Origin of the sequence: Streptomyces roseolus (assembly GCF_014649855.1) — a bacterium.
Taxonomy (GTDB): Bacteria; Actinomycetota; Actinomycetes; order Streptomycetales; family Streptomycetaceae; genus Streptomyces; species Streptomyces roseolus.
Genome location: NZ_BMTV01000003.1, coordinates 271,006 through 295,126, shown reverse-complemented (window position 1 = coordinate 295,126; position 24,121 = coordinate 271,006). Strand labels below are relative to the sequence as shown.

At 74.7% G+C, this 24,121-nt stretch carries 9 protein-coding genes and 1 tRNA gene; 8 read left to right on the top strand and 2 right to left on the bottom strand.

Annotated features, from left to right (window positions below; translation table 11 throughout):
• Nucleotides 1–147 precede the first annotated feature (147 nt).
• The 4 genes from IE245_RS05135 (at nt 148) to IE245_RS05120 (ending at nt 4,449) form a co-directional block, all read left to right on the top strand.
• Nucleotides 148–221 (top strand) — tRNA-Pro (locus tag IE245_RS05135).
• 320 nt (nt 222–541) lie between these two features.
• A complete protein-coding gene (locus IE245_RS05130) occupies nt 542–1,402 on the top strand; it encodes an ABC transporter ATP-binding protein (RefSeq protein ID WP_189945508.1) in 861 nt (286 codons plus the stop codon).
• Nucleotides 1,399–2,379 (top strand): iron-siderophore ABC transporter substrate-binding protein, encoded by a 981-nt coding sequence (locus IE245_RS05125; protein WP_189945507.1) that lies wholly within the window; start codon nt 1,399–1,401, stop codon nt 2,377–2,379. The genes IE245_RS05130 and IE245_RS05125 overlap by 4 nt, the downstream gene beginning before the upstream one ends.
• 6 nt (nt 2,380–2,385) lie before the next feature.
• Nucleotides 2,386–4,449, top strand: a complete 2,064-nt coding sequence (locus IE245_RS05120) for an iron ABC transporter permease (RefSeq protein ID WP_189945506.1) — start codon at nt 2,386–2,388, stop codon at nt 4,447–4,449.
• A gap of 28 nt (nt 4,450–4,477) precedes the next feature.
• On the opposite strand, the gene IE245_RS05115 is transcribed toward IE245_RS05120, so the two are convergent.
• Both IE245_RS05115 and IE245_RS05110 read right to left on the bottom strand, forming a co-directional pair.
• On the bottom strand, nt 4,478–5,551 hold the full coding sequence (locus IE245_RS05115; protein ID WP_189945505.1) for a winged helix DNA-binding protein: 1,074 nt from the start codon (nt 5,549–5,551) through the stop codon (nt 4,478–4,480).
• A 119-nt stretch (nt 5,552–5,670) separates the two neighbouring features.
• On the bottom strand, nt 5,671–6,618 hold the full coding sequence (locus tag IE245_RS05110; protein WP_189945504.1) for a methionyl-tRNA formyltransferase: 948 nt from the start codon (nt 6,616–6,618) through the stop codon (nt 5,671–5,673).
• A 251-nt stretch (nt 6,619–6,869) separates the two neighbouring features.
• On the opposite strand from IE245_RS05110, the gene IE245_RS05105 reads away from it, so the two are divergent.
• From IE245_RS05105 to IE245_RS05090, 4 genes are all read left to right on the top strand, one after another.
• Nucleotides 6,870–8,222 carry a lysine N(6)-hydroxylase/L-ornithine N(5)-oxygenase family protein gene (locus IE245_RS05105; RefSeq protein WP_189945503.1) on the top strand — a complete coding sequence of 451 codons (1,353 nt, stop codon included), beginning with the start codon at nt 6,870–6,872 and terminating at the stop codon, nt 8,220–8,222.
• 132 nt (nt 8,223–8,354) lie between these two features.
• Nucleotides 8,355–9,404: an iron-siderophore ABC transporter substrate-binding protein gene (locus IE245_RS05100; protein ID WP_189945502.1), complete on the top strand. Its 1,050-nt coding sequence runs from the start codon at nt 8,355–8,357 to the stop codon at nt 9,402–9,404.
• Nucleotides 9,405–9,450: 46 nt separating this feature from the next.
• Nucleotides 9,451–23,844 carry a non-ribosomal peptide synthetase gene (locus IE245_RS05095; protein ID WP_189945501.1) on the top strand — a complete coding sequence of 4,798 codons (14,394 nt, stop codon included), beginning with the start codon at nt 9,451–9,453 and terminating at the stop codon, nt 23,842–23,844.
• A complete protein-coding gene (locus IE245_RS05090) occupies nt 23,841–24,053 on the top strand; it encodes an MbtH family protein (RefSeq protein WP_189945500.1) in 213 nt (70 codons plus the stop codon). The genes IE245_RS05095 and IE245_RS05090 overlap by 4 nt, the downstream gene beginning before the upstream one ends.
• Nucleotides 24,054–24,121: the final 68 nt, after the last annotated feature.

Sequence of the window (24,121 nt, the reverse complement as noted above, 5' to 3'; positions counted from 1 at the left end):
GAATTCTCGCCACATTCCGCAGGCACGTGCCCCCTCTCGGGCCGCGCCCCGGAGTGACCCCCGTCAAGCGGTTCGTGACCACCGGGGGAAGTGCGGTATGGTTCTCTTGCACGACCGGCCGGGGGAAACCCCAGGTCAGACGGGCAACGGGACGTGGCGCAGCTTGGTAGCGCACTTGACTGGGGGTCAAGGGGTCGCAGGTTCAAATCCTGTCGTCCCGACTCGAGAGAGTCGTTGATCGAGGGGCCGTTTCAGAGCGATCTGGAGCGGCCCCTCGATCGTTTTCGGGGCTCGCCCCTTCCCTGGTCGCCGTCGTCGCGTCGTCGCGTCGGCGTGCCCCCGTGTCCGTGAGGCGCCCCCTCCGCCCGCCCGCCCGTCCGGCCGCGTCTGTCCGGCGGTGGGCGTCGCCGGCCTCCCCGTCGCCCCGTTCCCCAGCACTCCTGGCTCGATCACGGTGTCTGTCGCGGCGTGAAAGTGCCTTGTGATCGAAGGGTGGGCCCCCTCTTTCGATATTCACTTAGGTTAGGCTAACCTTCGCGGCGTGCATGTTGGTGAAGAGACCTCCACGATCCCCCGTCCGCGCGGCCATGAGCTGGCGGCCACGGGCGTCACCGTGGCCTACGACGGCGTCGACGTCGTCCACGAGGCGTCGTTGACGCTGCGGCCGGGCGAAGTGACCGTCCTGGTCGGCCCGAACGGCAGCGGCAAGTCGACGCTGCTGCGGACCGTCGCCAGGCTCCAGCGGCCCCGTGCCGCCGAGCTGGTCATCGACCGGGCCACGGACGGGCTCGCGCTGAGCCCGCGTGAGTTCTCGCGCCACGTCGCCCTGCTGACCCAGGGCCGGCCCACGCCCGGCGGGCTGACCGTGCGGGACGTCGTCGAGTTCGGCCGCTACCCGTACCGGGGACGCTGGGGCAAGGCGGATCCGGGCGGCCGGGAGGCCGTGGACCGGGCGCTCGCCCTGACCGGCGTCGCCGAGTTCGCCGACCGCGGCGTCGAGCACCTGTCCGGCGGACAGCTCCAGCGGGTGTGGCTCGCCGGCTGCCTCGCCCAGGAGACCGGCGTCCTCCTCCTGGACGAGCCGACCACCTACCTCGACCTGCGCTACCAGGTCGAACTCCTCGACCTCATGCGCGACCTGGCCGACGACCACGGCATCGCCGTCGGCGCCGTCCTCCACGACCTGGACCAGGCCGCCGCCGTCGGAGACCGCGTCGTCCTGCTCCGCGCGGGGCGCGTCGTCGCCGACGGCCTCCCCGAAGACGTCCTGACGGCCGAGCGGTTGACCGACACGTACGGCATCCGCATCGACGTCGACCCCGACCCCCTCACCGGACGGCTCCGCACCCGCGCGATCGGCCGCCACCACACGCGAAGCGAAAGGCTCAGCCCCTCCTCATGAGACGACACCTCGCCACCGCCGCGGCCCTCGCCGCGGCGGCCCTCACCCTGACCGCCTGCGGCACCACCGAGCCCGCCGCCGACGCCGAGGCGGAGAAGCCCGCCGAGAAGATCACCCTCACCGACGCCTCGGGCCAGAAGGTCGTCCTCGACGGCCCCGCCGAGAAGGTCGTCGGCACCGAGTGGCACGAGGTCGAGCTGCTGGTCTCGCTCGGCGTCGACCCGGTCGGCGTCGCCGACGCCAAGGGCTACAAGACCTGGAACACCGCCGTCCCGCTGAAGAACGAGCCCAAGGACATCGGCACCCGCGGCGAGCCGAGCATGGACACCATCGCCGCCCTGAAGCCGGACCTCATCGTCGCCAGCACCGACCTGCCGCCGGCCGCCGTCAAGCAGCTGCGCGCCGTCGCCCCCGTGGTGGAGGTCAAGTCGGCCGACGCGGCCGACCCGATCGGGCAGATGAACAAGAACCTCGACCTGCTCGCCCGGGCCACCGGCACCACCGAGAAGGCCGCCGAACTCAAGAAGGCCTTCGAGGCCAAGGTCGAGGAGGGGAAGAAGGCCCTCGCCGGCGCCGGCCTCGGCGGCGCCAAGGTGGCCTTCGCCGACGGCTACGTCGTCTCCAACCAGGTCTCCGTCCGCCCCTTCACCGGCGGCTCGCTCATCGGCGCCGTCAACGAGGAGCTCGGCCTGAAGAACGACTGGAAGGTCGAGGGCGACCCGGCGTACGGCCTCGGCACCACCGACGTCGAGGGCCTGACCAAGCTCAGCGCCGACGTGCACTTCGCCTACATCGGCAACGACGGCGACGAGAACAGCACCCCGTTCACCGGCGCCCTCGCCAAGGACAAGGTGTGGACCTCGCTGCCGTTCGTGAAGAAGGGCAACGTCCACCGACTGCCCGACGGCATCTGGATGTTCGGCGGACCGGGATCGATGACGAAGTACATCGACTCGATCATCGCCCTGACGAAGTAAGAGGCCATGGCCGTCACCGCAACCACCCCCGCCACCCGCCCGCCGGCGGCCCCGTCCCGGACGGGCGCCGCCGCGGTGACGGCCGCACTGCTCCTCCTCGTCACGGGGCTCGCCCTCGTCGACGTCACCCAGGGCACCGCCTCCGTCGGCGCCGCCGAGGTCTGGAAGGCGCTCACCGGCGCGGCCGATCCGGCCGACGCGTCCGTCGTCATCGCCTCCCGTCTGCCGCGGATGGCCGCCGGGCTGCTCGTCGGCGCCGTCCTCGGCATGGCGGGCGCCGCCCTCCAGGCGGTCAGCCGCAACGTGCTCGCCGCCCCCGACACCCTCGCCGTCAACGCCGGCTCCTACTTCGCCCTCGGCCTCACCGCCGTCACGGGCGTCTCCCTCCCGCTGCTCGCCTCCTCCGGCATCGCCTTCGCCGGCGGCCTCGCGGCGGCCGCGGTCGTGCTCGGCCTCTCCGGCCTGGGCACCGGCACCGTCCGGCTCGTCCTCGCCGGCAGCGCCCTCACCCTCGGGCTGAGCGCCATGACCGAGGGACTGCTCCTGCTCTTCCCGCAGGAGGCCGAGGGCGTCTACCACTGGAACCAGGGCAGCATCTCCCAGAACGGCTTCGACGGCCTCCTCCGGATGGCGCCCATCGGCGTCGTCGGCCTCGCCGGACTGCTGCTGCTCGCCCGCCGGATGGACGCCCTCGCCCTCGGCGACGACGCCGCCCGCGGCCTCGGCGTCCCCGTCCGCGCCACCCGCATGACCGCCGTCGTGCTCGCGGCCCTCCTCGCCACCGCCGCCGTCACCCTCGCCGGACCGGTCGGCTTCGTCGGCCTGTGCGCCCCGGCCCTCGTCCGCCCCCTCGCCCGCCGCTTCAAGGGCTTCGCCCGCACCCGAGCCGGCATCCCGCTCGCGGGCCTCGTCGGCGCCGGCCTCGTGCTCGGCGCGGACGTGCTGCTGCGCGCGCTCGTCCCCGCGGACACGGCGGTCGCCGTGCCGACGGGCGTCGTCACCAGCCTCGTCGGAGCCGCCTTCGTGATCGTGATGGCCGCACGGCTGAGGGACACGGGCGGGATCCCCGCCGACCGGCTGCGCATCCGGAGCCGCGCCGTCTTCGTCTCGGTCACGGCCGCCCTCGTGGCCGTCCTCGTCGGCGTCGTCCTCGCCGCCGTCCTGCTCGGCGACGCCAAGCTGCTCCTGGGCGACGTGGCCAACTGGGTCACGGGCCGGGCCGGGCGGACCGTCGGCTTCGTCCTCGACACCCGGGTGCCCCGGGTCCTCGCGGCGCTCCTCGCCGGCGCGGCCCTCGCCCTGGCCGGCACGCTCGTCCAGGCCGTCACCCGCAACCCGCTCGCCGAACCCGGCATCATGGGCGTCTCCGGAGGCGCCGCGCTCGGCGCCGTCCTCCTCGTCACGACCGTGCCCATGGCCGGCGGGTGGGGGGTGGCGGGTGCCGCGTTCGCAGGTGCCGCCGCGGCCTCCGCCCTCCTCTTCGGCCTGGCCGCGCGGGGCGGGTTCCAGCAGACCCGGCTCGTCCTCGTCGGCTTCGCGATCCACTCCGGGGCCGCCGCCCTCGTCAGCCTGCTCATCATCCTGACCGACCCGTTCAACGCCACCAAGGCCCTCACCTGGCTGTCCGGCTCCACCTACGGCCGGTCCCTGCCCGACGTGGTGCCGCTCGCGGTGGCCCTCGCCGTCGGCCTGGCCGTCGCGGTGGCGCGCCGCACCGAGCTCGACCTCGTCTCCCTCGACGAGGACACCCCGCGGCTGCTCGGCCTCGCCCTCGGCCGGGGCCGCCTCGGCTTCCTCGTCCTCGCGGTGCTGCTCAGCGCCGCGGCCGTGGCCGCCGCCGGCACCATCGGCTTCGTCGGGCTCGTCGCCCCGCACGCCGCCCGCGCCCTCGTGGGCCGGCGGCACGCGCGCGCCGTCCCGGTCGCCGTCCTCCTCGGCGCGGTCCTCGTGTGCGCGGCCGACCTGGTGGGCCGGACCGTCATCGCCCCGGCCCAGCTGGGCGCCGGGATCATGACCGCGGTGATCGGCACGCCGTACTTCCTGTACCTGCTGGTGCGCAGCCGCCGGTAGCCGGCCCGTACGGTCGTCCGGAAGGGTCCTATGAGGCGCCGTTCCCCGTCCTGCCCGCGGTGAAGTACTCCTCGGCCCGGAACTCCGAGCCGTGCTCGTTGCGCACGCGGTGCAGGACGAGGCCGGGCCTTCCGCCGCCGAGGTGGTCCGCCCCGGTGACGACGACCACGCCTTCGTCCTCGTGGTGGTGGATGTGGCCCGGCTCTCCGGAGTACAGGCCCCGGGAGACCGTCGCCGTGAGGACGTCGACCCGCCGGCCGGCGTGGTGGGTGAAGGCGCTCGGGGCCGGCGGGCGCCGGGCCCCGACGAAGCCGGCGATCTCCTCGGCGGGGCGCGTCCAGTCGATCCGCCCGTCCTCGTCGGAGCCGCCGGGCAGGACCTCGGTGAACCGCGCCGCTTCGTGGACCGTGCCGGCCGGGCCCGGTACGAGGTGGTGGTGGACCCGGCGGAGCAGGGAGGCGAGCACCTCGCGTTCGTTCGCGTCCAGCGGGGCCAGGACCTCGTCGTCCGTCGAGGCGATGTCCGCGCTCAGCAGGTCCAGGTAGGCCCGCCCTTCGGGGGTCAGCCGGACGAGGATCCGGCGCCGGTTGTCCGGGTCCCGGGCGCAGTCGACGTGTCCCGTCCCCACCAGATCGTTGACGATCTTCACCAGGTCGCTGGAGTTCATGTCGAGCCGGGCGGCGAGGAGCGTCTTCATCTGCGGGCCCAGGTCGGCCACCATCGCCATGACGGTGAGGTGCCACAGCCGCAGGTTGTGGGCGGCCAGCCGCTCGGTGAGCCGGCGGCGCGCGGCCTTGCCGATCGCGTACATGAGGTACGCGTTGAGGTCGAGCACGCTCGGCGGCGTCATGCTCGGACGGGGCGGGCCCGAGGGGGCGGCCGCGGGGCCCCCGGCGCGCCGCGCCGCGGCCCCGGGGACGGTCCCGGGCGCGCCGTGGTCCGCCGTCAGGGCCGCCGCGTCCCCCGCGAGCGTGAGGTCGGTGCCCGCCAGTGCCCTGAAGACCCGGGCCCAGTCGGTCGTCGGCGTGTTCGAGATGCCGACGACGGTGAACTTCGCTCCGGACGCGTCGCACGCGGTGCCGGAGACGACCGGTCGTTCCATGAGTTCCCCCTGCTCACCCCGGTGGTGAGGTGTGTCCGGCCCCGTCGTGTCGTGCGCGTGCCGGCCCCCCCCGGGACCGTCCGGGGGGCGCCGGGGTCCGCGGGGCCCGGGCCCCGTGCTCACGGCCGGGCGGTGAGGTAGCCGCCCATGGAGGTGAAGTACTCGGTGGCGGGGAGTTCGCGGCCGTCCTCGGTCCGCACGCGGGTGACGGCGAGGCCGTGGTTGCGGCCCGTGCGGGCGTCGGCGCCGGCGACGATCACGACGCCGGCGCCCTCGCGGTAGAAGACGCGGCCCGGGGTGCCGCCGTAGCGGCCCTCCGACACGACGGCGGAGAGGATCTCCAGGCGCTTGCCCTTGTGGAAGGTGAAGGCGCTGGGGTAAGGCGCGGACTGGGCGCGGACCAGGCGCTCCAGGTCCTCGGCCGGCCAGCCCCAGTCGATGCGGATGTCCTCCTCGGCGCGCTTGTGGAAGAAGCTGGCTCGGGAGCGGTCCTGCTTGGTGAACTCGGTCTCGCCGGCGGCGATCCGGGCGAGCGCGCCGATCGTGACGGGGGCGATGAGGTCGACGGTCTTGTGGAAGAGGTCGGTGGCCGTGTCGGTGGGTTCCACCGTGACCGCGCGCTGGTCCACGATGTCGCCGGCGTCGAGCACCTCGTCCATCAGGTGGGCCGTGACGCCCACCTCCCGCTCGCCGTTGATGAGGGCCCAGATCAGGGGGGAGAAGCCGGCGTACTTCGGCAGGAGGGAGTCGTGGACGTTCAGCGTGCCGTGACGGGGCAGCGAGTAGACGCGCGGCGGGATCCACGTACGCCAGTTGTTGGCCACGATGATGTCCGGATCGGCGGCCTTGAGGAGGTCGAACAGCTCCTCGTCGTCGGGCCGGTTGCGGATGGCGACGGGTACGCCGTGCTCCTCGGCCAGGTCGGCGACCGAGTCGCTCCAGATCTTCTCGTAGGCGTGCTCGCTCTTGGGGTGCGTCACGACCATCACGACGTCGTGCTCGGACTCCAGGAGCGCTTTCAGGGTGCGGTGACCCCAGGTCTGGTAACCGAACATGACGACCCGCATGAGGGTTCCTCCTCGGAAGAGCGAATGACGGCGGCAAGTAAAGCAAGGCTTACCTAACATTTCAATACCCCAATGTTTTCAAGTCAGTTGGGAAGTGAACCATCGTCAACTGTCCGGTTTGTCCAGTCGACAGTCCCTTGTAGGTCAGGTTAGCTTTACCTAAGTTCTGGCTGGCTCGCAGTGATACCGGGCCGGTGTCGCGTTCTCTTCCCCACGCCTGACAAGCGGCAGTTCCGCACGATGGGAGTGACATGTCTCAGGGCCTTCCTGGCGACGCCCCTCTGGTCCACGACCTCATAGGAATCGGCTTCGGGCCGTCCAATGTGGCCATGGCGCTGGCGCTCAGCGAGCACAACGCGAGCGTCGGAAGGCAGGAGGCCGTCACCGCGCACTTCTTCGAGCGGCAGCCGGGCTTCGGCTGGCACCGCGGCATGCTGATCGACGACGCGACCATGCAGGTGTCCTTCCTCAAGGACCTGGTGACGCTGCGGAACCCGGCCAGCGAGTACAGCTTCCTGTGCTACCTGCGGAGCAAGGGCCGGCTGATCGACTTCGTCAACCACAAGAACCTCTTCCCGCTGCGCGTCGAGTTCCACGACTACTTCGAGTGGGCGGCGGCCAAGGTCGACGACATGGTCTCCTACGGCCACGAGGTGGTCGCCATCGAACCCGTCGTCCGCGACGGCGTCGTCGAGTACCTCGACGTCACCGCCCGGACCGGCACCGAGACGGTCGTCCACCGCGCCCGGAACCTCGTGCTCGGCACGGGACTCCGGCCGCTGATGCCCGAGGGCGTCGAGCGGACCGACCGGGTGTGGCACAACTCCGAACTGCTCACCAAGGTCGAGGCCCTGGACGGTACGGACCCCACCCGCTTCGTCGTCGTCGGCGCCGGCCAGAGCGCGGCCGAGAACGTCGCCTACCTGCACCGCCGCTTCCCCGACGCCGAGGTGTGCGCCGTCTTCTCCCGCTACGGCTACAGCCCCGCGGACGACAGCAGCTTCGCCAACCGCATCTTCGACCCGGGCGCCGTCGACGAGTACTTCACGGCCCCCGGCGACGTGAAGCGCAAGCTGATGGACTACCACGGCAACACCAACTACTCGGTCGTCGACATCGACCTGATCGACGACCTCTACCGGCAGGCGTACCAGGAGAAGGTCCTCGGCACCGAACGCCTCCGCTTCCTCAACGTCTCCCGGCTCACCGGCGTCGAGGACACCGGCGACCGGGTCCACGCCACCGTCACCTCCCTCGTGACGGGAGAGGAGACGGTCCTGGACGCCGACGTCGTCGTCTACGCGACCGGCTACAGCCCCGCCGACCCCGTCGGGCTGCTCGGCCCCGTCGCCGACCACTGCCACCGCGACGAGGAGGGTCGCGTCCGCGTCGAGCGCGACTACCGGCTCACCACCGATCCCGAACTGCGCTGCGGCATCTACCTCCAGGGCGGCACCGAACACACCCACGGCATCACGTCGTCCCTCCTCTCCAACACCGCGATCCGGGTCGGCGAGATCCTCGACTCCGTCCTCGGCCGGAAACCGGCGCCCGCGCCGGGCGAACCCCGGCCCGTCGCCGACGGCATCGGCTCGGCCCGCTAGGGCGTGTCCGACCATTCCCGCCGTCCCGGGGCTCCCCGCCCCGGCCGAGTCCCACCCGCCGCGCCCGCCGGACGGCGCCGTCGCACCCGGCGAGCGCGGCACGCACCGTGAGATCCCCCGAAAGGAACAACTGTGTCCACTGGTACGCGCCCCGCTCCGACGCGGTTCCTCAGACGCCTGCCCCACGTCGCCGTCGCCGCCGCCGCCGCGCTCGCCCTGTCCGCCTGCGGGGGCGGTCCGGAGAAGTCCGGGGCGAAGCCGGAGGCCACGGGCGGCGCGGACACCGCGTCCGCCGCCTTCCCGGTGACGGTGGAGCACAAGTACGGCAGCACCACCATCGACAAGGCGCCCCAGCGGGTCGTCACGCTGGGCCTCTCCGACCAGGACGCCGTCCTCGCGCTCGGCGTCAAGCCGGTCGGCGCGGTGGACTGGTTCAAGGAGGACCCGTACGGCAAGTGGCCCTGGACGAAGGACAAGTGGGGGTCCACGAAGCCGGAGATCGTCGGTGAGCGCGACGAGTACAACATCGAGAAGATCGCGGCGCTCAAGCCGGACCTCGTCATCGCGCAGTACTCCGGCATGAAGCAGGAGCAGTACGACACGCTCTCGAAGTTCACCAAGGTGGTCGCCCAGCCCAAGGGCGTGCCCGACTACGGCGCCTCCTGGCAGGTGATGACCCGCCAGATCGGCACGTCCCTCGGCAGGACGGCCGAGACCGAGAAGCTGATCGCCGACATCGACGCCCGCTTCGCGGCCGCCCGCGCCAAGCACCCCGAACGGGCGAGCGAGACCCTCGTCGTGGCCGACAGCTTCGAGGCCGGCAAGTACTCGGCCTTCACGAAGACCGACCCCAAGGCGATCTTCTTCAAGGAGCTCGGCTTCCAGGCCGAGCCCGAGATCGACGCCCTCGCCAAGCCCGGCTGGAACGTCGCCGAGCTCAGCGCCGAGAAGCTGGACGTCCTCGACGTCGACCGGCTCGTCTGGGTCACCTCCAGCACCGACGCCAACGACCGCGTCAAGGCCGAACCGCTCTACAAGAAGCTCAAGGTCCACCAGGAGAAGCGCGACCTGTTCGTGCCCTACCAGGACCCGGACATCGGCGCCGCGTTCTCCTTCAACACCGTCCTGTCGATCCCCTACGCCATCGACGAGATCGAGCCGCTGCTGACGGCCGCCAAGTAGCCCCCGCCCCTCACCGCCGCACCGCCAGGGAAAGGCACAACGTACGATGTTTGACGTCGAGTCGGACCGGACACCCGCGCCCGGGATGCCCCTGACGGGCGGGCAGACCGGCATCTGGCTGGCCCAGCAGATCGAACCGGACAGCTCCGCCTACAACATCGTCTTCGCCCTGGACCTGCGCGGCGCCGTCGACCTCGACCGCCTCGGGGCCGCGGTCCGGCAGGCCGTCGCGGAGGCCGAGTGCCTCCACGTGCGCATCGCGCCGGGGAAGGACGGCACGCCCCGGCAGACGCCCGTCGCCGTCGCCTTCGACGTCCCGGTCGTCGACCTGCGCGGCGCCGCCGACGCGGAGCGGGCCGCCGACGGGTGGATCACCGCCGACCGGGACCGGCCCGCCGACCCGGCCGGCGGGCCGCTCTTCGCCCAGGCCCTGCTCCGGCTCGCCGACGACCGCGTGTGGTGGTACCAGCGGTACCACCACATCCTCGTCGACGGCAGGGGCGTCGCGCTGCTCTCCCGGCGCGCCGGTGAGCTCTACACCCTGGGGGAGCGGGCCCCCGCGGGCCCGGACTGGTCCCTGCGGCGCCTGGTCGACGCCGACCTGGCCCACCGGGACTCCGCGCGGTACGAGGCCGAGCGCGCCTGGTGGCGGGAGCGCCTGGCCGGCCTGCCGGAACCCGCCCGCCTGGTCGAACGGGCGCCCTCGCTCACGACCCGCCGGCTGAGGCGGTCGGTGGAGCTGTCCGCCGAGGAGGCCGGACGGCTGCGCCGGGCCGCCGAGCGCGCGGGCACCCGCGCCTCGCGCGTCCTGATCGCCGCCGTGGCCGCGTACCTGCACCGGGTCACCGGCGAGCAGGACCTCGTCCTCGGCCTGCCGGTCGCGGCACGGCAGGACGAGGTGTCGGCCACCGTCCCCGGCATGCTCTCCAACATCGTCCCGCTGCGCCTGGCCGTCCGGCCCGCCACCACCGCGTCCGCCCTCGTGGCCCACGTCGGCGACGCCGTCGCCGAGACGGTCGCGCACGGCCGCTACCGCGCCGAGGACCTCGCCAAGGAGCTCGGGCTCGTCGACGGCGTGACCGAACTCGTCGGCCCCACCGTCAACATCCTGCCCCGTCCCGACGACCTGGGCTTCGGGGACCGCGTCGCCGAACTCCGTCCCGAATGGCTCGGCCCCGTCAGCGACCTGGCCTTCGGCTTCGGCGAGGCCCCCGGCGCGGACGGCGTCACCGTGCACCTCGACGCCGACGCGGCCGTCTGCGACGAGGACACCCTGCGGGCCCACGCACGCCGCTTCCTGGCCCTGCTGCACGCCTTCACCGAGGACCCGGACCGCCCCGTCGGCCGCCTCGACCTCACCTCCGACGACGAACGCGCCCTCCTGCTCGACGAGTTCGGCGTCGCTCCCCGCGAGACCGCCGAACTCTCCTGGCCCGCCGCCTTCGAGGCACAGGCGCACCGCTCGCCCGACGCGGTCGCGCTCGTCTGCGAGGAGCGCGAGCTGACGTACGCGGAGCTCGACGCCGCCGCGAACCGGCTCGCCCGCCACCTGGCCGACGGCGGGATCCGCGCCGAGGACGTCGTCGCCGTGGCCCTGCCGCGCTCGCCGGAGCTCGTCGTCGCCCTGCTGGCGGTGATGAAGGCCGGTGCCGCCTACCTGCCGCTGGACGCCGACCATCCGCGGGACCGCATCGCCTACATGCTGGACGACGCCGGTGCCCGCACCGTGATCACCGTACGGGAACTCGCCGCCGCCCTGCCGGAGGCGCCGGACGTCACGCGCCTGCTGCTCGACGAGCCCGCCACCGCGGACGCCCTCGCGCGCCTCGACCCCACCGCTCCCGGCGTGCCGGTCGCCCTGGACCAGGCGGCGTACGTCATCTACACCTCCGGCTCCACCGGCCGCCCCAAGGGCGTCGTCGTCCCGCACGACGGCGTCGGCAGTCTCGTCGCCACCGCCACCGACCGCATCGGCGTCACCGCCTCCAGCCGCGTCGTCCAGTTCGCGTCCGTCGGCTTCGACGTGACCGTCTGGGACCTGATCATGTCGCTGTGCGTCGGCGGCCGGATCATCGTCGTCCCCGCCGAGCGCCGCGTCGCCGGCCCCGCCCTGACCGACTACATCGCACGGCACCGGGCCACCCACATGATCCTGCCGCCGTCCCTGGTCTCCGCGCTCCCCCCGGAGTGCGAACTGCCCGACGGCGCCGTCCTGGTCGTGGGCACCGAGGCCGTGCCCGGCGAGCTCATCGCCCGCTGGGCGGGGCGGGTCCGGGTCGTCGTCGCGTACGGGCTCACCGAGGCGAGCGTCAACTCCACGCTGTGGCCCGCCGATCCGGCGCGCCCGGGTCCGGCCCCGATCGGCCGCCCCGATCCCAACACCCGGGCCTACGTGCTCGACACGGCCCTCCGCCCGGTCCCCGTCGGCGCCGAGGGGGAGCTGTACGTCGCCGGCCGCGGCCTCGCCCGCGGCTACCTCGGCCGGCACGGCCTGACGGCGGAACGGTTCGTCGCCGACCCGTTCGGCGAGCCCGGCGCGCGCATGTACCGCACCGGCGACCGCGTCCGCTGGGGAGCCGACGGCAACATCGAGTTCCTCGGCCGTGCCGACGGCCAGATCAAGATCCGCGGCCACCGGATCGAACCGGGCGAGATCGAGAGCGCGTTCATGGCCTGCCCGGGCATCGCCCAGGCGGCCGTCCTCGCCCGCGAGGACCACCGGGGCGTCAAGCGCCTCGTCGCCTACCTGGTGGGCGAGGACGGCACGGACACCGAAACCGCCGTCACCGCCGCCCGCGCCCGCGCCGCGGACGTCCTGCCCGACCACATGGTGCCGTCCGCGGTCGTCGTGCTCGACGGGCCGCTGCCGCTCACCCCCAACGGCAAGCTCGACAGGCGCGCCCTGCCCGAGCCGCGCTGGACCGCCGTCGGCGGTGCCGACGCGCCCACGGGCCCGGCCGAGACCACGCTCGCCGCGCTCTTCGCCGACGTCCTCGGACTGCCCTCGGTCGGCGTCCACGACAGCTTCTTCGAGCTCGGCGGCGACAGCATCGTCGCCATCCGGTTCGTCAACCGCGCCCGCGAGGCCGGGCTCGCCGTCACCCCGCGCGAGGTGTTCCGCCTCCGCACGGTCGCCGCCCTCGCCCGGGCCGCCGGCGAGACCGCCCCGCCCGCCCCGCCCGCCCCGCCCGCCCCGCCCGCCCCGGCCGCTCCGGCCGCCCTGGACGAGGACGCCCTGCCCGTCTCCCCCCTCCAGGAGGGCTTCTACTTCCACGCCGTCTTCGACGAGGACGCCGCCGACCTCTACGTCGTGCAGGAACTCCTCGACCTCGACGGCCCCGTGGACCCCGACCGGCTCCGCCGCGCCCTGCAGCTGCTCCTCGACCGGCACCCCCTGCTGCGCGCCTCCTGTCACCAGCTGCCCGGCGGCGCGGTCGTCCAGCGGCTCGCCGACCGCGTCACGCTGCCCTGGCGGCAGGCCGACACGGCGGAGACCGGCATCGACGCCCTGCTCGCCGCCGACCGCGCCGAACGCTTCGACCTGACGCGGCCGCCGCTCCTGCGGGCCACCCTGATCCGGGACGGCCGGCGCCACCGCCTCCTGCTCACCCTGCACCACATCGTCGCCGACGGCTGGTCCGTCTCCCTCCTCCTGCGCGAACTGACCGCCGCCTACCGGGGCGACGCCCTGCCCGCCCCCGTCGACCCCCGGCCGTACCTGTCGTGGCTGGCCGCCCGGGACCGGGACGCCGCCCGCGACGCCTGGCGCGCCGCCCTGGCCGGCCTGGACGGGCCCACCCGGCTGGTCACGGCAGGGGAGACCGGGGACGCGGAGCGGGCGCCCGCCAGGCCGGAGCACGTCGACACCCGGCTGCCCGAGGGCTTCACCGCCGAGCTCCACGCCTTCGCCCGCGCCCACGGCCTCACCCTCGCCACCGTCCTGCACGGCACCTGGGCCCTGCTCCTCGGCGCGCTCACCGGCAGCCACGACGTCGTCCTCGGCACCACCGTCTCCGGGCGGACGACCGAGGTCCCCGGGCTCGACTCCGCCGTCGGCCTGTTCATCAACACCGTCCCGGCCCGCGTCACCCTGCGCCCCGAGGAGTCACTGGCCGGCCTCCTGCGCCGCGTCCAGGACGAGCACGCCGCCCTCCTCGACCACCAGCACCTCGGCCTCGCCGACATCCAGCGGCTCGCGGGCGGCGGGGAGCTCTTCGACACCCTCGTGGTCCTGGAGAACTACCCGGCCGGAGACCCGGGGGACGGCACGGAGCCCGGCGCCCCGCGCATCACCGGCGCCGAGGTCCTCGACGCCGTGCACTATCCGCTGGCCCTCGTCGTCGAGCCGGGCGACGGCCTGCTGCTGCGGTTCAAGCACGATGCCGCCCGCCTCGACGGGCTGACCGTGGCCGTCCTCGCCCGCCGGTTCACCGCGCTGCTGCGCACCCTGGTGGCCGAGCCCGGACGCGCGGTCGCCCGGACCGACGTGCTCTCCGGCCGCGAGCGCGACCACCTCGCCGCGTCGAACGCCACCGCGCACGAGGTCCCCGACGCCACCCTCGTCTCGCTCATCGCCGCGCAGACGGCCCGCACCCCGGACGCCCCCGCCGTCGTCTTCGAGTCCACCACCCTCACCTACGCCGCACTCGACCGGCGCGCCGAGGCCCTGGCCGCCCGGCTCCGCGCCGACGGGACGGGCCCGGAGGAGTACGTCGCGGTCGCCGTGCCCCGCTCGGCCGAGCTGATGGTCGCCCTCCTCGGCGTCCTCAAGGCGGGCGCCGCCTATCTGCCCCTCGACCTGGACTATCCGGCCGAACGCGTCGCGCACATGCTGGCCGACTCCGGCGCGCGGACCGTCGTGACGACCGCCGACGCCGTCCACCGGCTGCCGGACGTGGCCGGCGTCGCCCCGCTCGTCCTCGGCCGGGAGGACGCGGCCGGTGCCGGTGCCGGTGCCGGCGCGCCCGGCCGGCCCGCCGGGCCCGACCACCCCGCGTACCTCATCTACACCTCCGGCTCCACCGGCCGCCCCAAGGGCGTCGCCGTCACCCACCGGGCCATCGTCAACCGGCTCGCCTGGATGCAGGACGCGTACGGGCTCACCGCCGACGACCGGGTGCTGCAGAAGACCCCGTCGAGCTTCGACGTGTCCGTGTGGGAGTTCTTCTGGGCGCTCACCGCGGGGGCCACCGTCGTCCTCGCCCGCCCGGACGGCCACCGCGACCCCGCCCACCTCGCCGGGCTCATCCACTCCCGGCGGATCACGACGGCGCACTTCGTCCCCTCGATGCTGGCCGCCTTCACCCAGGCCATGGAGGCCGAGGGCGGCGCGCCCGACTGGGCGGCGAGCCTGCGGCGGGTGTTCTGCAGCGGAGAGGCGCTCACCGGCGCCCAGGCCCGGCGCTGGTCGGAGCTCACCGCCGGCTCCGCGCACGGCCCCGTGCCGCTGCACAACCTCTACGGTCCCACCGAGGCGGCCGTCGACGTCACCTCCTTCCCGTACGGGGGCGGGGCGGAACTCGCCGTCCCCATCGGCCGGCCCGTCTGGAACACCCGGCTGCACGTGCTCGACCCGTTCCTGCGCCCCGTGCCCGACGGCGTCCCCGGCGAGCTGTACCTGGCCGGCGTCCAGCTGGCCCGCGGCTACCACGGCCGGTCCGGCCTGACCGCCGAGCGGTTCGTCGCCGACCCGTTCGGCGAGCCCGGCGCGCGCATGTACCGCACCGGCGACCTGGTCCGCCGCCGTGCCGACGGGGCCGTCGAGTACCTCGGCCGCACCGACCGCCAGGTCAAGATCCGCGGCAACCGCGTCGAACCCGGCGAGATCGAGGCCGCGCTGGCCGCCCTGCCGGGCGTCGGCCGCACCGCCGTGATCGTCCGCGACGGCGCCCTGCTCGGCTACGCCGTCCCGGCGTCCGCCGCCACCCCGGCGCCCGCCGCCACCCCGGCGCCCGCCGCCACCCCGGCGGGCGAGGCTCCCGGAGGAGACGCCCCGCCCGGTGGGGCCCCGCCCGGCAAGGCCCCGGACGGTGAGGTCCTGCGCGCCGCGCTGGCCGAGGTGCTGCCCGCCGCCATGGTGCCCGGCGCCGTCGTGGTCCTGGACGAGCTGCCGCTGACACCGAGCGGCAAGCTCGACCAGAACGCCCTGCCGTCACCGGAGTTCACGCCCCGGGCCGGCGGACGCGGCCCCCGCGACGAGCGGGAGAGCGCCTTCTGCCGGATCTTCGCCGAGGTCCTCGGAACCGAGGGCATCGGCGCCGACGACGACTTCTTCGTGCTCGGCGGCGACAGCCTCACCTCGATCGCCGTCACCACCCGGGCCCGTGAAAGGGGACTGACCATCAGCCCGCGCGATGTGTTCGAGCACCGCACGCCCGCCGCGCTCGCCGCGACGGCCGCGCGGGAGCCCGCCGAGCCCGCCGACGGAACCGCTCCCGGAACTCCCGGGGCTCCGGCCGCCGGCGTGACCGTCTCCGCGTCCGACGCCGGGCAGGCCGCCGCCGCGCTCCAGGCCGTGCTCGCCGCGCAGGCCCGGTCCGGCGCCGCCGTCGACCCGGCCCTGCGGGCCCTGCTCGACCGGCTGACCGCCGCCGCCCCGGCCGGGCCCCCCGCCCCCGCCCCCCTGGGCGGCCTCGACCTCACGCCGGAGGAGACCGCCCGCGTCGAGGCCGTCGCCGCCGGGCTCACCGTCGCCGACGTGTGGCCGCTCTCCCCGCTCCAGGAGGGCATGTACTTCCACGCCACCTACGACAGCGGCGACGCCCTCGACGTCTACCTCTCCCAGGAGACCCTGGACCTCGACCACCGCCTGGACGAGGACCGGCTGCGCGCCGCCTGCCGTGCCCTCCTCGCACGCAACGCCGGACTGCGCGCCGGGTTCACCAGCGACGGCCTGCCCCGGCCCGTGCAGTTCATCGCCGACGGCGCCGAGATCCCGCTCACCGTGACCGACCTGACCGGGCTCGCCCCGGAGGAGCGGACCGCGCGCGTCGACGAGCTGCTCGCCGCCGACCGGCGGCGGCGCTTCGACCTGTCCGCGCCGCCGCTCTGCCGCCTCCGGCTGATCCGGCTCGGCGACGGCCGGGACCGGCTCGTCGTCACCCACCACCTCATCCTCTGGGACGGCTGGTCCGCCTGGCTGTTCCTGGAGGAACTGTTCACCCTGTACGAGCGGTCCGGCGACACCACCGGCCTGCCCGCCCCCGGCTCGTACCGCGACTACCTGGCCTGGCTGGACCGGCAGGACACCGCCCGCGCCGTCGGCGCCTGGCGCGAGGCCCTCGCCGGCTTCGACGAGCCGACGCTCGTCGCCCCGGCCGGCCGCGACGCGGGCCCCGTCATCCCCGCCGACCACCACGCCGTCCTGTCCCGGGAGTCCAGCGACCGGCTGCGCGCCCTCGCCCGCCGGCACGGCCTCACCCTCAACACCGTGCTCAACGCCGCCTGGGGCCTGGTCCTGTCCGCGCTGACCGGGCGCGGTGACGTCGCCTTCGGCACCGCGGTCGCCGGACGGCCCGCCGACGTGCCGAACGCCGCCGGCATCATCGGCATGTTCCTCAACACGGTCCCCGCCCGGATCGCCTTCGCCCCGGACGAGCCGCTGCTCGACCTGCTGCGGCGGACGCAGTCCGAACGCGCCGCCGTCATGCCGTACGAGTACGTGGGCCTCGGCACCCTCCAGCAGGAGGCCGGGCACCGCCGCCTCTTCGACACCCTCTTCGTGCTCCGCTCCGCCGACGGCGAGGACCGGGCCGCCGAACTGCGCAGGCGGCACGGCATCACGGGCGTGTCGAACGTGGACGGCACCCACTTCCCGCTGACCCTGATCGTCACCCCCGAGACCCGGCTCCGGGTCACCCTGGCGGCCCGGCCCGACCTCTTCGACGCGGAGGCGTCCGCGACCGTCCTGAGCCGCTTCACCACCGTCCTGGAGAGGCTCGGCGCCCTGCTCGACGCCCCCGGCGCCGCCTCGGCCCGGACCGCCGCCGTGGACCTGCTGCTGCCCCCGGAACGCGCGGCCCTCACGGCCGGGTGGGACGCCAGCCGCGAGCCCGTCCCGAACGAGACCGTCGCCGACATGCTGACCGCCCAGGTGGCCCGCACCCCGGACGCCGTGGCCCTGGTCTTCGGCGACCGCGCCCTCACGTACGCCGAACTGGACGCCCGCATCAACCGGATGGCCCGGCTGCTGCTCGCCCGGGGCGCCGGACCGGAGAAGGCCGTGGCGCTCGCGCTGCCCCGCTCCCTCGACATGGTCGCGGCCCTCTTCGCCGTCCTGCGGACCGGCGCCGCCTACCTGCCGCTCGACCTGGACCACCCGGCGGACCGGCTGCGGCTGATGGTCGAGGACACCGGACCGCTGTGCCTCGTCTCCACCACGGCCGTCGCCCCGGCCCTGCGCGGCCCCGACGGCCCGGCCGCCCCCGAACTCCTCCTGGACGACGAGGCCGTGGCCGCCGAACTGGACGCCCTGCCCGGCGACACGGTCACCGACGCCGAGCGGCCCGCGTTCGCGCACGACCTCCCGGACCGCCTGGAACACCCGGCGTACATCATCTACACCTCGGGCTCCACCGGCCGGCCCAAGGGCGTCGTCACCCCCTACCGGGGACTGACGAACATGCAGCTCAACCACCAGAAGAAGATCTTCGACCCGGCGATCGCGTCCGCGGGCGGACGGCGGCTGCGCATCGCGCACACCGTCTCCTTCGCCTTCGACATGTCGTGGGAGGAGCTGCTCTGGCTCGTCGAGGGCCACGAGGTCCACGTCTGCGACGAGGAACTGCGCCGTGACGCCGAGGCACTGGTCGCCTACTGCGACGCCCACCGCGTCGACGTCGTCAACGTGACGCCCACCTACGCCCAGCTCCTCGTCGAGGAAGGCCTGCTCGACCACGACGAGGCCGCCGGGAAGCACCGGCCCGCCCTCGTGCTGCTCGGCGGCGAGGCCGTCCCCGACACCGTCTGGGACCGGCTGCGCCGCACCGAGGGCACCTACGGCTACAACCTGTACGGACCCACCGAGTACACCATCAACACCCTCGGCGGTTCGACGACGGACAGCGCCACCTCCACGGTCGGCGTGCCGATCCGCAACACCCGCGCCCACGTCCTCGACGCCATGCTGCGACCCGTCCCGCCCGGCACCCCCGGCGAGCTGTACATCGCCGGCACCGGCCTCGCCCGCGGCTACCACGACCGGCCCGGCCTGACCGCCGAACGGTTCGTCGCCGATCCCTTCGGCGAGCCCGGCGAGCGCATGTACCGCACCGGAGACCTCGTCCGGCAGCGCCCCGACGGACTGCTCGACTTCCTCGGCCGCACCGACGACCAGGTCAAGATCCGCGGCTACCGCATCGAACTCGGCGAGATCGCGAGCGCCCTGTCCGCCCACCCGGCGGTCGCGCACGCCGCCGTCGTCGTCGACGGGTCCACCGGCACCAAGCGCCTCGCCGGCTACGTCGTCCCCGAGGCGGGCACCGAGGCCGGCGAGGAACTGCTCCAGCGCCTGCGCGACCACCTGAAGGCCGGGCTGCCCGACTACATGGTGCCGCCCGCGCTCACCGCCGTCGACGCCCTGCCGCTGACCGTCAACGGCAAGCTCGACGTCCGGGCCCTGCCCGCGCCGGCCCTTTTCACGCATCCAGGGGGCACGGGCACCACGACCGGCCGCCCGCCGCGCACCCCGCGCGAGGAGACGCTGTGCGCCCTCTTCGCCGAGGTCCTCGGCCTGCCCGGGGGCAGCGTCGGCATCGACGGCGACTTCTTCGAGCTCGGCGGCCACTCCCTCCTCGCCACCCGGCTCGTCAGCCGCGCCCGGACCGCCCTCGACACCGAACTCGCCATCCGGGACCTGTTCGAGGCCCCCACCGTCGCCGAACTGGCGGAGCGGGCGGGCCGCGCCGCCGGCGCGGCCCGCCCCGCGCCGACGGCCGGCGAACGCCCCGACGAACTGCCGCTCTCCCACGCCCAGCAGCGCCTCTGGGTCATCCAGCAGATCGAGTGCGCCTCGGCCGCCTACAACTTCCCGCTGGTCCTGCGGATGCGCGGCGCCCTCGACGCCGCGGCGTGGCGTGCCGCCCTCGCCGACGTGACGGAACGTCATGAAGCGCTGCGCACGCTCTTCTTCACGACCCCGGACGGCCGGACGCTCCAGCGGGTGCTCCCCGCCGAGGAGGCGCGCCCGGTGGTCGGCACGGTCCGCGCCACCGAGGACGAGCTCCCCGGCATCGTCGACGCGGCCGTCAACCGCCCCTTCGACCTCGCCGCCGAACCGCCCCTGCGGGCCACCCTCGTGGAGCTGGGACCCGAGGACCACGTCGTCGTCCTGCTGCTGCACCACATCACCACCGACGAGTGGTCGGACCGCCCCTTCCTCCGCGACCTGGCCGCCGCCTACGCCGCCCGCACCCGCGGCGAGGCACCCGCGTGGCAGCCGCTGCCGGTGCAGTACGCCGACTACGCGCTCTGGCAGCAGCGGCTCCTCGGCGACCCGGCCGACGACGGCAGCCTCGCCGCGCGACAACTGGCCTACTGGCGCACGACGCTGGCCGGCGTCCCCGAGGAGCTGGAGCTCCCCACGGACCGGCCCCGGCCCGCCCGCCCGGCCTTCACCGGAGCCGAACTGGACCTCGCGTTCGACGCCGCGACCCACGAGGGCCTCAAGCGGCTCGCCCGGGAGACCGGCGCCAGCATGTTCATGGTGGCGCACGCGGCCGTGGCCGCCCTGCTGCACCGCCTGGGCGCCGGCACCGACATCCCGCTCGGCGCGCCCATCGCCGGACGCGGCCACGAAGCCCTCGACGAGCTGGTCGGCTTCTTCGTCAACACGCTCGTGCTGCGCACCGACCTGAGCGGCGACCCCGGCTTCACCGAACTGCTCGCCCGCGTCCGCGAGACCGACCTCGCCGCGTTCTCCCACGCCGACGTGCCCTTCGAGGCCGTCGTCGAGGCGCTCAACCCGACGCGCTCGCTCTCCCGCAACCCGCTCTTCCAGGTGATGGTCGGCTACCACGCCCGGACCGGCGAGGAGCGGGCCCTGCCCGGACTCGACGTGGAGTACGTGCCGTTCCGGATCCGCTCCGCCAAGTTCGACCTCGTGTTCGCCTTCACCGAGCACACCCCGGCCGACGGCGGCCCCGGCTCCCTCGGCTGCCGCCTGGAGTACGCCACCGAGCTGTTCGACCCGGAGACCGCCGCGGAGCTCGGCGACCGGCTCCGCCGGCTCGTCGCCGCCCTCGTCGCCGCGCCCGAACGGCCCCTGTCGCAGGCCGAGATCCTCACCGCCGAAGAGCGCCGGCTCGTCCTGGAGGGCTTCAACGGCCTGCCGCGCGCGGTCGAGGAGGAGTCGTTCCCGGCCCTGTTCGCCCGGCGGCTCGCCGAGCGACCCGACGCCGTCGCCGTCGTCGACCGCGCCCGCTCCGTCACGTACGCCCAGCTCGACGCCCGCGCCGACCGCCTCACCCGGCTGCTCGCCGCACGCGGCGCCGGAGCCGAGAGCGTCGTCGGCGTGGCCGTGCCCCGGTCCGTGGACATGGTCGCCGCGGTGCTCGCGGCCCTGAAGCTGGGCGCCGCCTTCCTGCCGCTCGACCTCGCCCACCCGGCCGACCGGCTCGCGTACATGATCGAGGACTCGGGAGCCGCCCTCGTGGTCGGCACCGAACCGGTCGCCGGGAAGATCCCCGACGTGCCGGGCGTACCCGTCGTCCTGCTCGACGCCCCCGACACGGCCGCCGCCCTCGACGCCCTCCCCGAACGGCCCCTGGAGAAGGCCCCGATCGCCCTCGACCGGGCCGCCTACGTGATCTACACCTCCGGTTCCACCGGCCGGCCCAAGGGCGTGGTCGTGCCCCACGAGGGCATCGCCAGCCTCGTCGCGACCGCCGTCGACCGCATGGGGCTGCGCCCCGACAGCCGGGTGCTCCAGTTCGCCTCGATCGGCTTCGACGTCTTCGCGTTCGAGCTGGCGATGGCGCTGTGCCACGGCGGACGGCTCGTCCTGATCACGGACGAGGCGCGGGTCGCCGGACCGGCGCTCACCGACTTCCTCGCGGACCAGCGGATCACCCACATGATCCTGCCCCCGTCGCTGGTGTCGGCGCTGCCGCCCGGCTGCGCCCTCCCCGAGGGGGCCACCGTCCTCGTCGGCACCGAGACCGTGCCGCCGGACCTGTTCGAGCGGTTCGGCGCCACGGCCGACCTGATCTGCGCCTACGGACTCACCGAGGCGACGGTCAACTCCACGCTCTGGCCCGCCCGCGAGCACGGCTCCACCCCGGCCGGCCGCGTCCCGATCGGCCGCCCCGACCCCAACACCCGCGCCTACGTGCTCGACGCGCACCTGCGGCCCGTGCCGCCCGGCGTGGCGGGCGAGCTGTACGTCGCCGGGCGCGGCCTCGCCCGCGGCTACCTCGGCAAGCCCGGCCTGACCTCCGAGCGGTTCGTCGCCGACCCGTACGGCGCGCCGGGCGGCCGGATGTACCGCACCGGCGACCGGGCCCGCTGGCGCCGCGACGGCAACCTCGACTTCCTCGGCCGGGTCGACACCCAGGTGAAGGTGCGCGGCTTCCGCATCGAACTGGGCGAGATCGAGGCGGCCCTCGCCGGGCACCCCGCGGTCGCCCAGGCCGCCGTCCTGCCCGACCGCGACGGGGACATCGTCCGCATCGTCGGCTACGCGGTCCCCGAGTCGGGCGACCTCGACCCCCGGGAACTGCGGGCCCACCTCGCCGGCCTGCTGCCCGAGTACATGGTGCCCGCGCTCGTGGTGCCGCTCGACGGCCCCCTGCCGCTGACCCCCAACGGCAAGCTGGACCGCAAGGCACTGCCCGCCCCGGACTGGTCCGCGATGACCGGGGACGGCCGCCCGGCCACCGGGACGCAGACCCGCCTCGCCGGGCTGTTCCGCGAGATCCTCCGGCTCGACGGCGTCGGCGTGCACGACGACTTCTTCGCGCTCGGCGGCCACTCGATGGCCGCCATGCGGCTCCTCGGCCGCATCCGCACGGAGTTCGGCGTCGAACTCGGCATCCGGGACGTCTTCGACGCCCTCACCGTCGCCGGCCTCGCGGCCAAGCTCGACGGCGCGGCCGCCGCCCGCCCGGCGCTCCGCCCCTCCGGACGCGGGGACGAGCCGCTGCCGCTCGCGCCCGGCCAGCGCCCCCAGTGGGGGGCCCACCGCCGCGCCCCCGGCTTCGACCACGCGCTGGTCCTGCGCGCCGCCGACGGCTTCGACGCGGACGCGCTCGCCGCCGCCCTCGCCGACACGGCGGGCCGCCACGCGCCGCTGCGCACGGCCTTCGAGGAGCGGGACGGCACCGTGTACCAGCGGCCCGTCGACGCCCCCGTCCTGGTCGCGGAGGAGTGCGCCGACCTGGACGCCCGGCTGCGGGAACTCGCCGCCGGGACGTTCGACGCGGAGCGGGAGGCCCCGCTGCGGGCCCGCCTGCTCACGGGCGGGGACGGCACGCAGGCCCTGCTGCTCGCCCTGCACTACCTGGCGGTCGACGAATGGTCCGTCGTCCCGCTGTTCCGCGACCTCACCACCGCCTACACGGCCCGCACCCGGGGCCGCGCGCCCGTGTGGGAGCCGCTGCCCGTCTCGTACGCCGACTACACCCGCTGGGCCCACGAGGTCCTCGGCGACCCCGCCGACCCCGACAGCCGCGGCGGACGGCAGCTCGCCTACTGGCGGGAGACCCTCCGGGACGTCCCGCGGCGACTCGCCCTGCCCGCCGACGGCCCGCGGCCCGGCGCCGCCGGCGCGGCGGGGCGGCCCGCGGACCACGTCGGCTTCGTCCTCGACGAGAAGCTGCACGCGGCCGTCGACGAACTGGCCCGGACCACCGGCACCAGCATGTTCATGGTGCTGCACTCCGCGCTCGCGGCCCTGCTCACCGGGTACGGAGCGGGCACCGACCTGCCCCTCGGCACGATGGTCGCGGGACGCGCCGACGACCGGCTCGCCGACCTGGTCGGCAGCTTCCTCAACACCGTCGTGCTGCGCACCGACACCGCGGGCGATCCGACCTTCGCCGAACTGCTGGCCCGGGTGCGGGAGACCACGCTCGGCGCCCTCGACCGGCAGGACGTCCCCTTCGACGAGGTCGCCCGGGCCACCGGCCTGCCCGCCGAAGGACCGCAGGTCATGGTGATCCACCACGAGGAGGCCGACCTGAGCCGCCTGGAGGGCGGCGTGGGCTCGCTGGGGACCGTCCCGACCGGACGGACCCGCGCCGAGCTCACCCTCGGCTTCCACGAGCCGCGCGGCGACGGCCCCGTGCACTGCGCCCTGGTCCACGCCACCGACCTGATCGGCACCGCCACGGCGCGGCGGCTCGCCGACGAACTGCTCCAGCTGCTGCGCACCGCGGCGGCCCGTCCGGAACGGCCGCTGTCCGCACTGTTCACCGCACCGTCCCAGAGGAGTGACACCGCATGACGACCAACCCGTTCGAGGACCCGCAGGGCACCTTCCTGGTCCTCGTCAACGACGAGAACCAGCACTCGATGTGGCCGTCCTTCGCCGAGGTCCCGGCCGGCTGGCGCACCGTCGCGGGCCCCGGCACCCGCGAGGCGTGCCTCGCGTACGTGGAGGAGAACTGGACCGACCTGAGGCCCGCGAGCCTCGCCGCCGCCCAGGGGAGCTGAACCGGTCGGCACGCCGGAACGCCGCCGCCCCCGGAGGGATCCCTCCGGGGGCGGCGGCGTGCGGGACC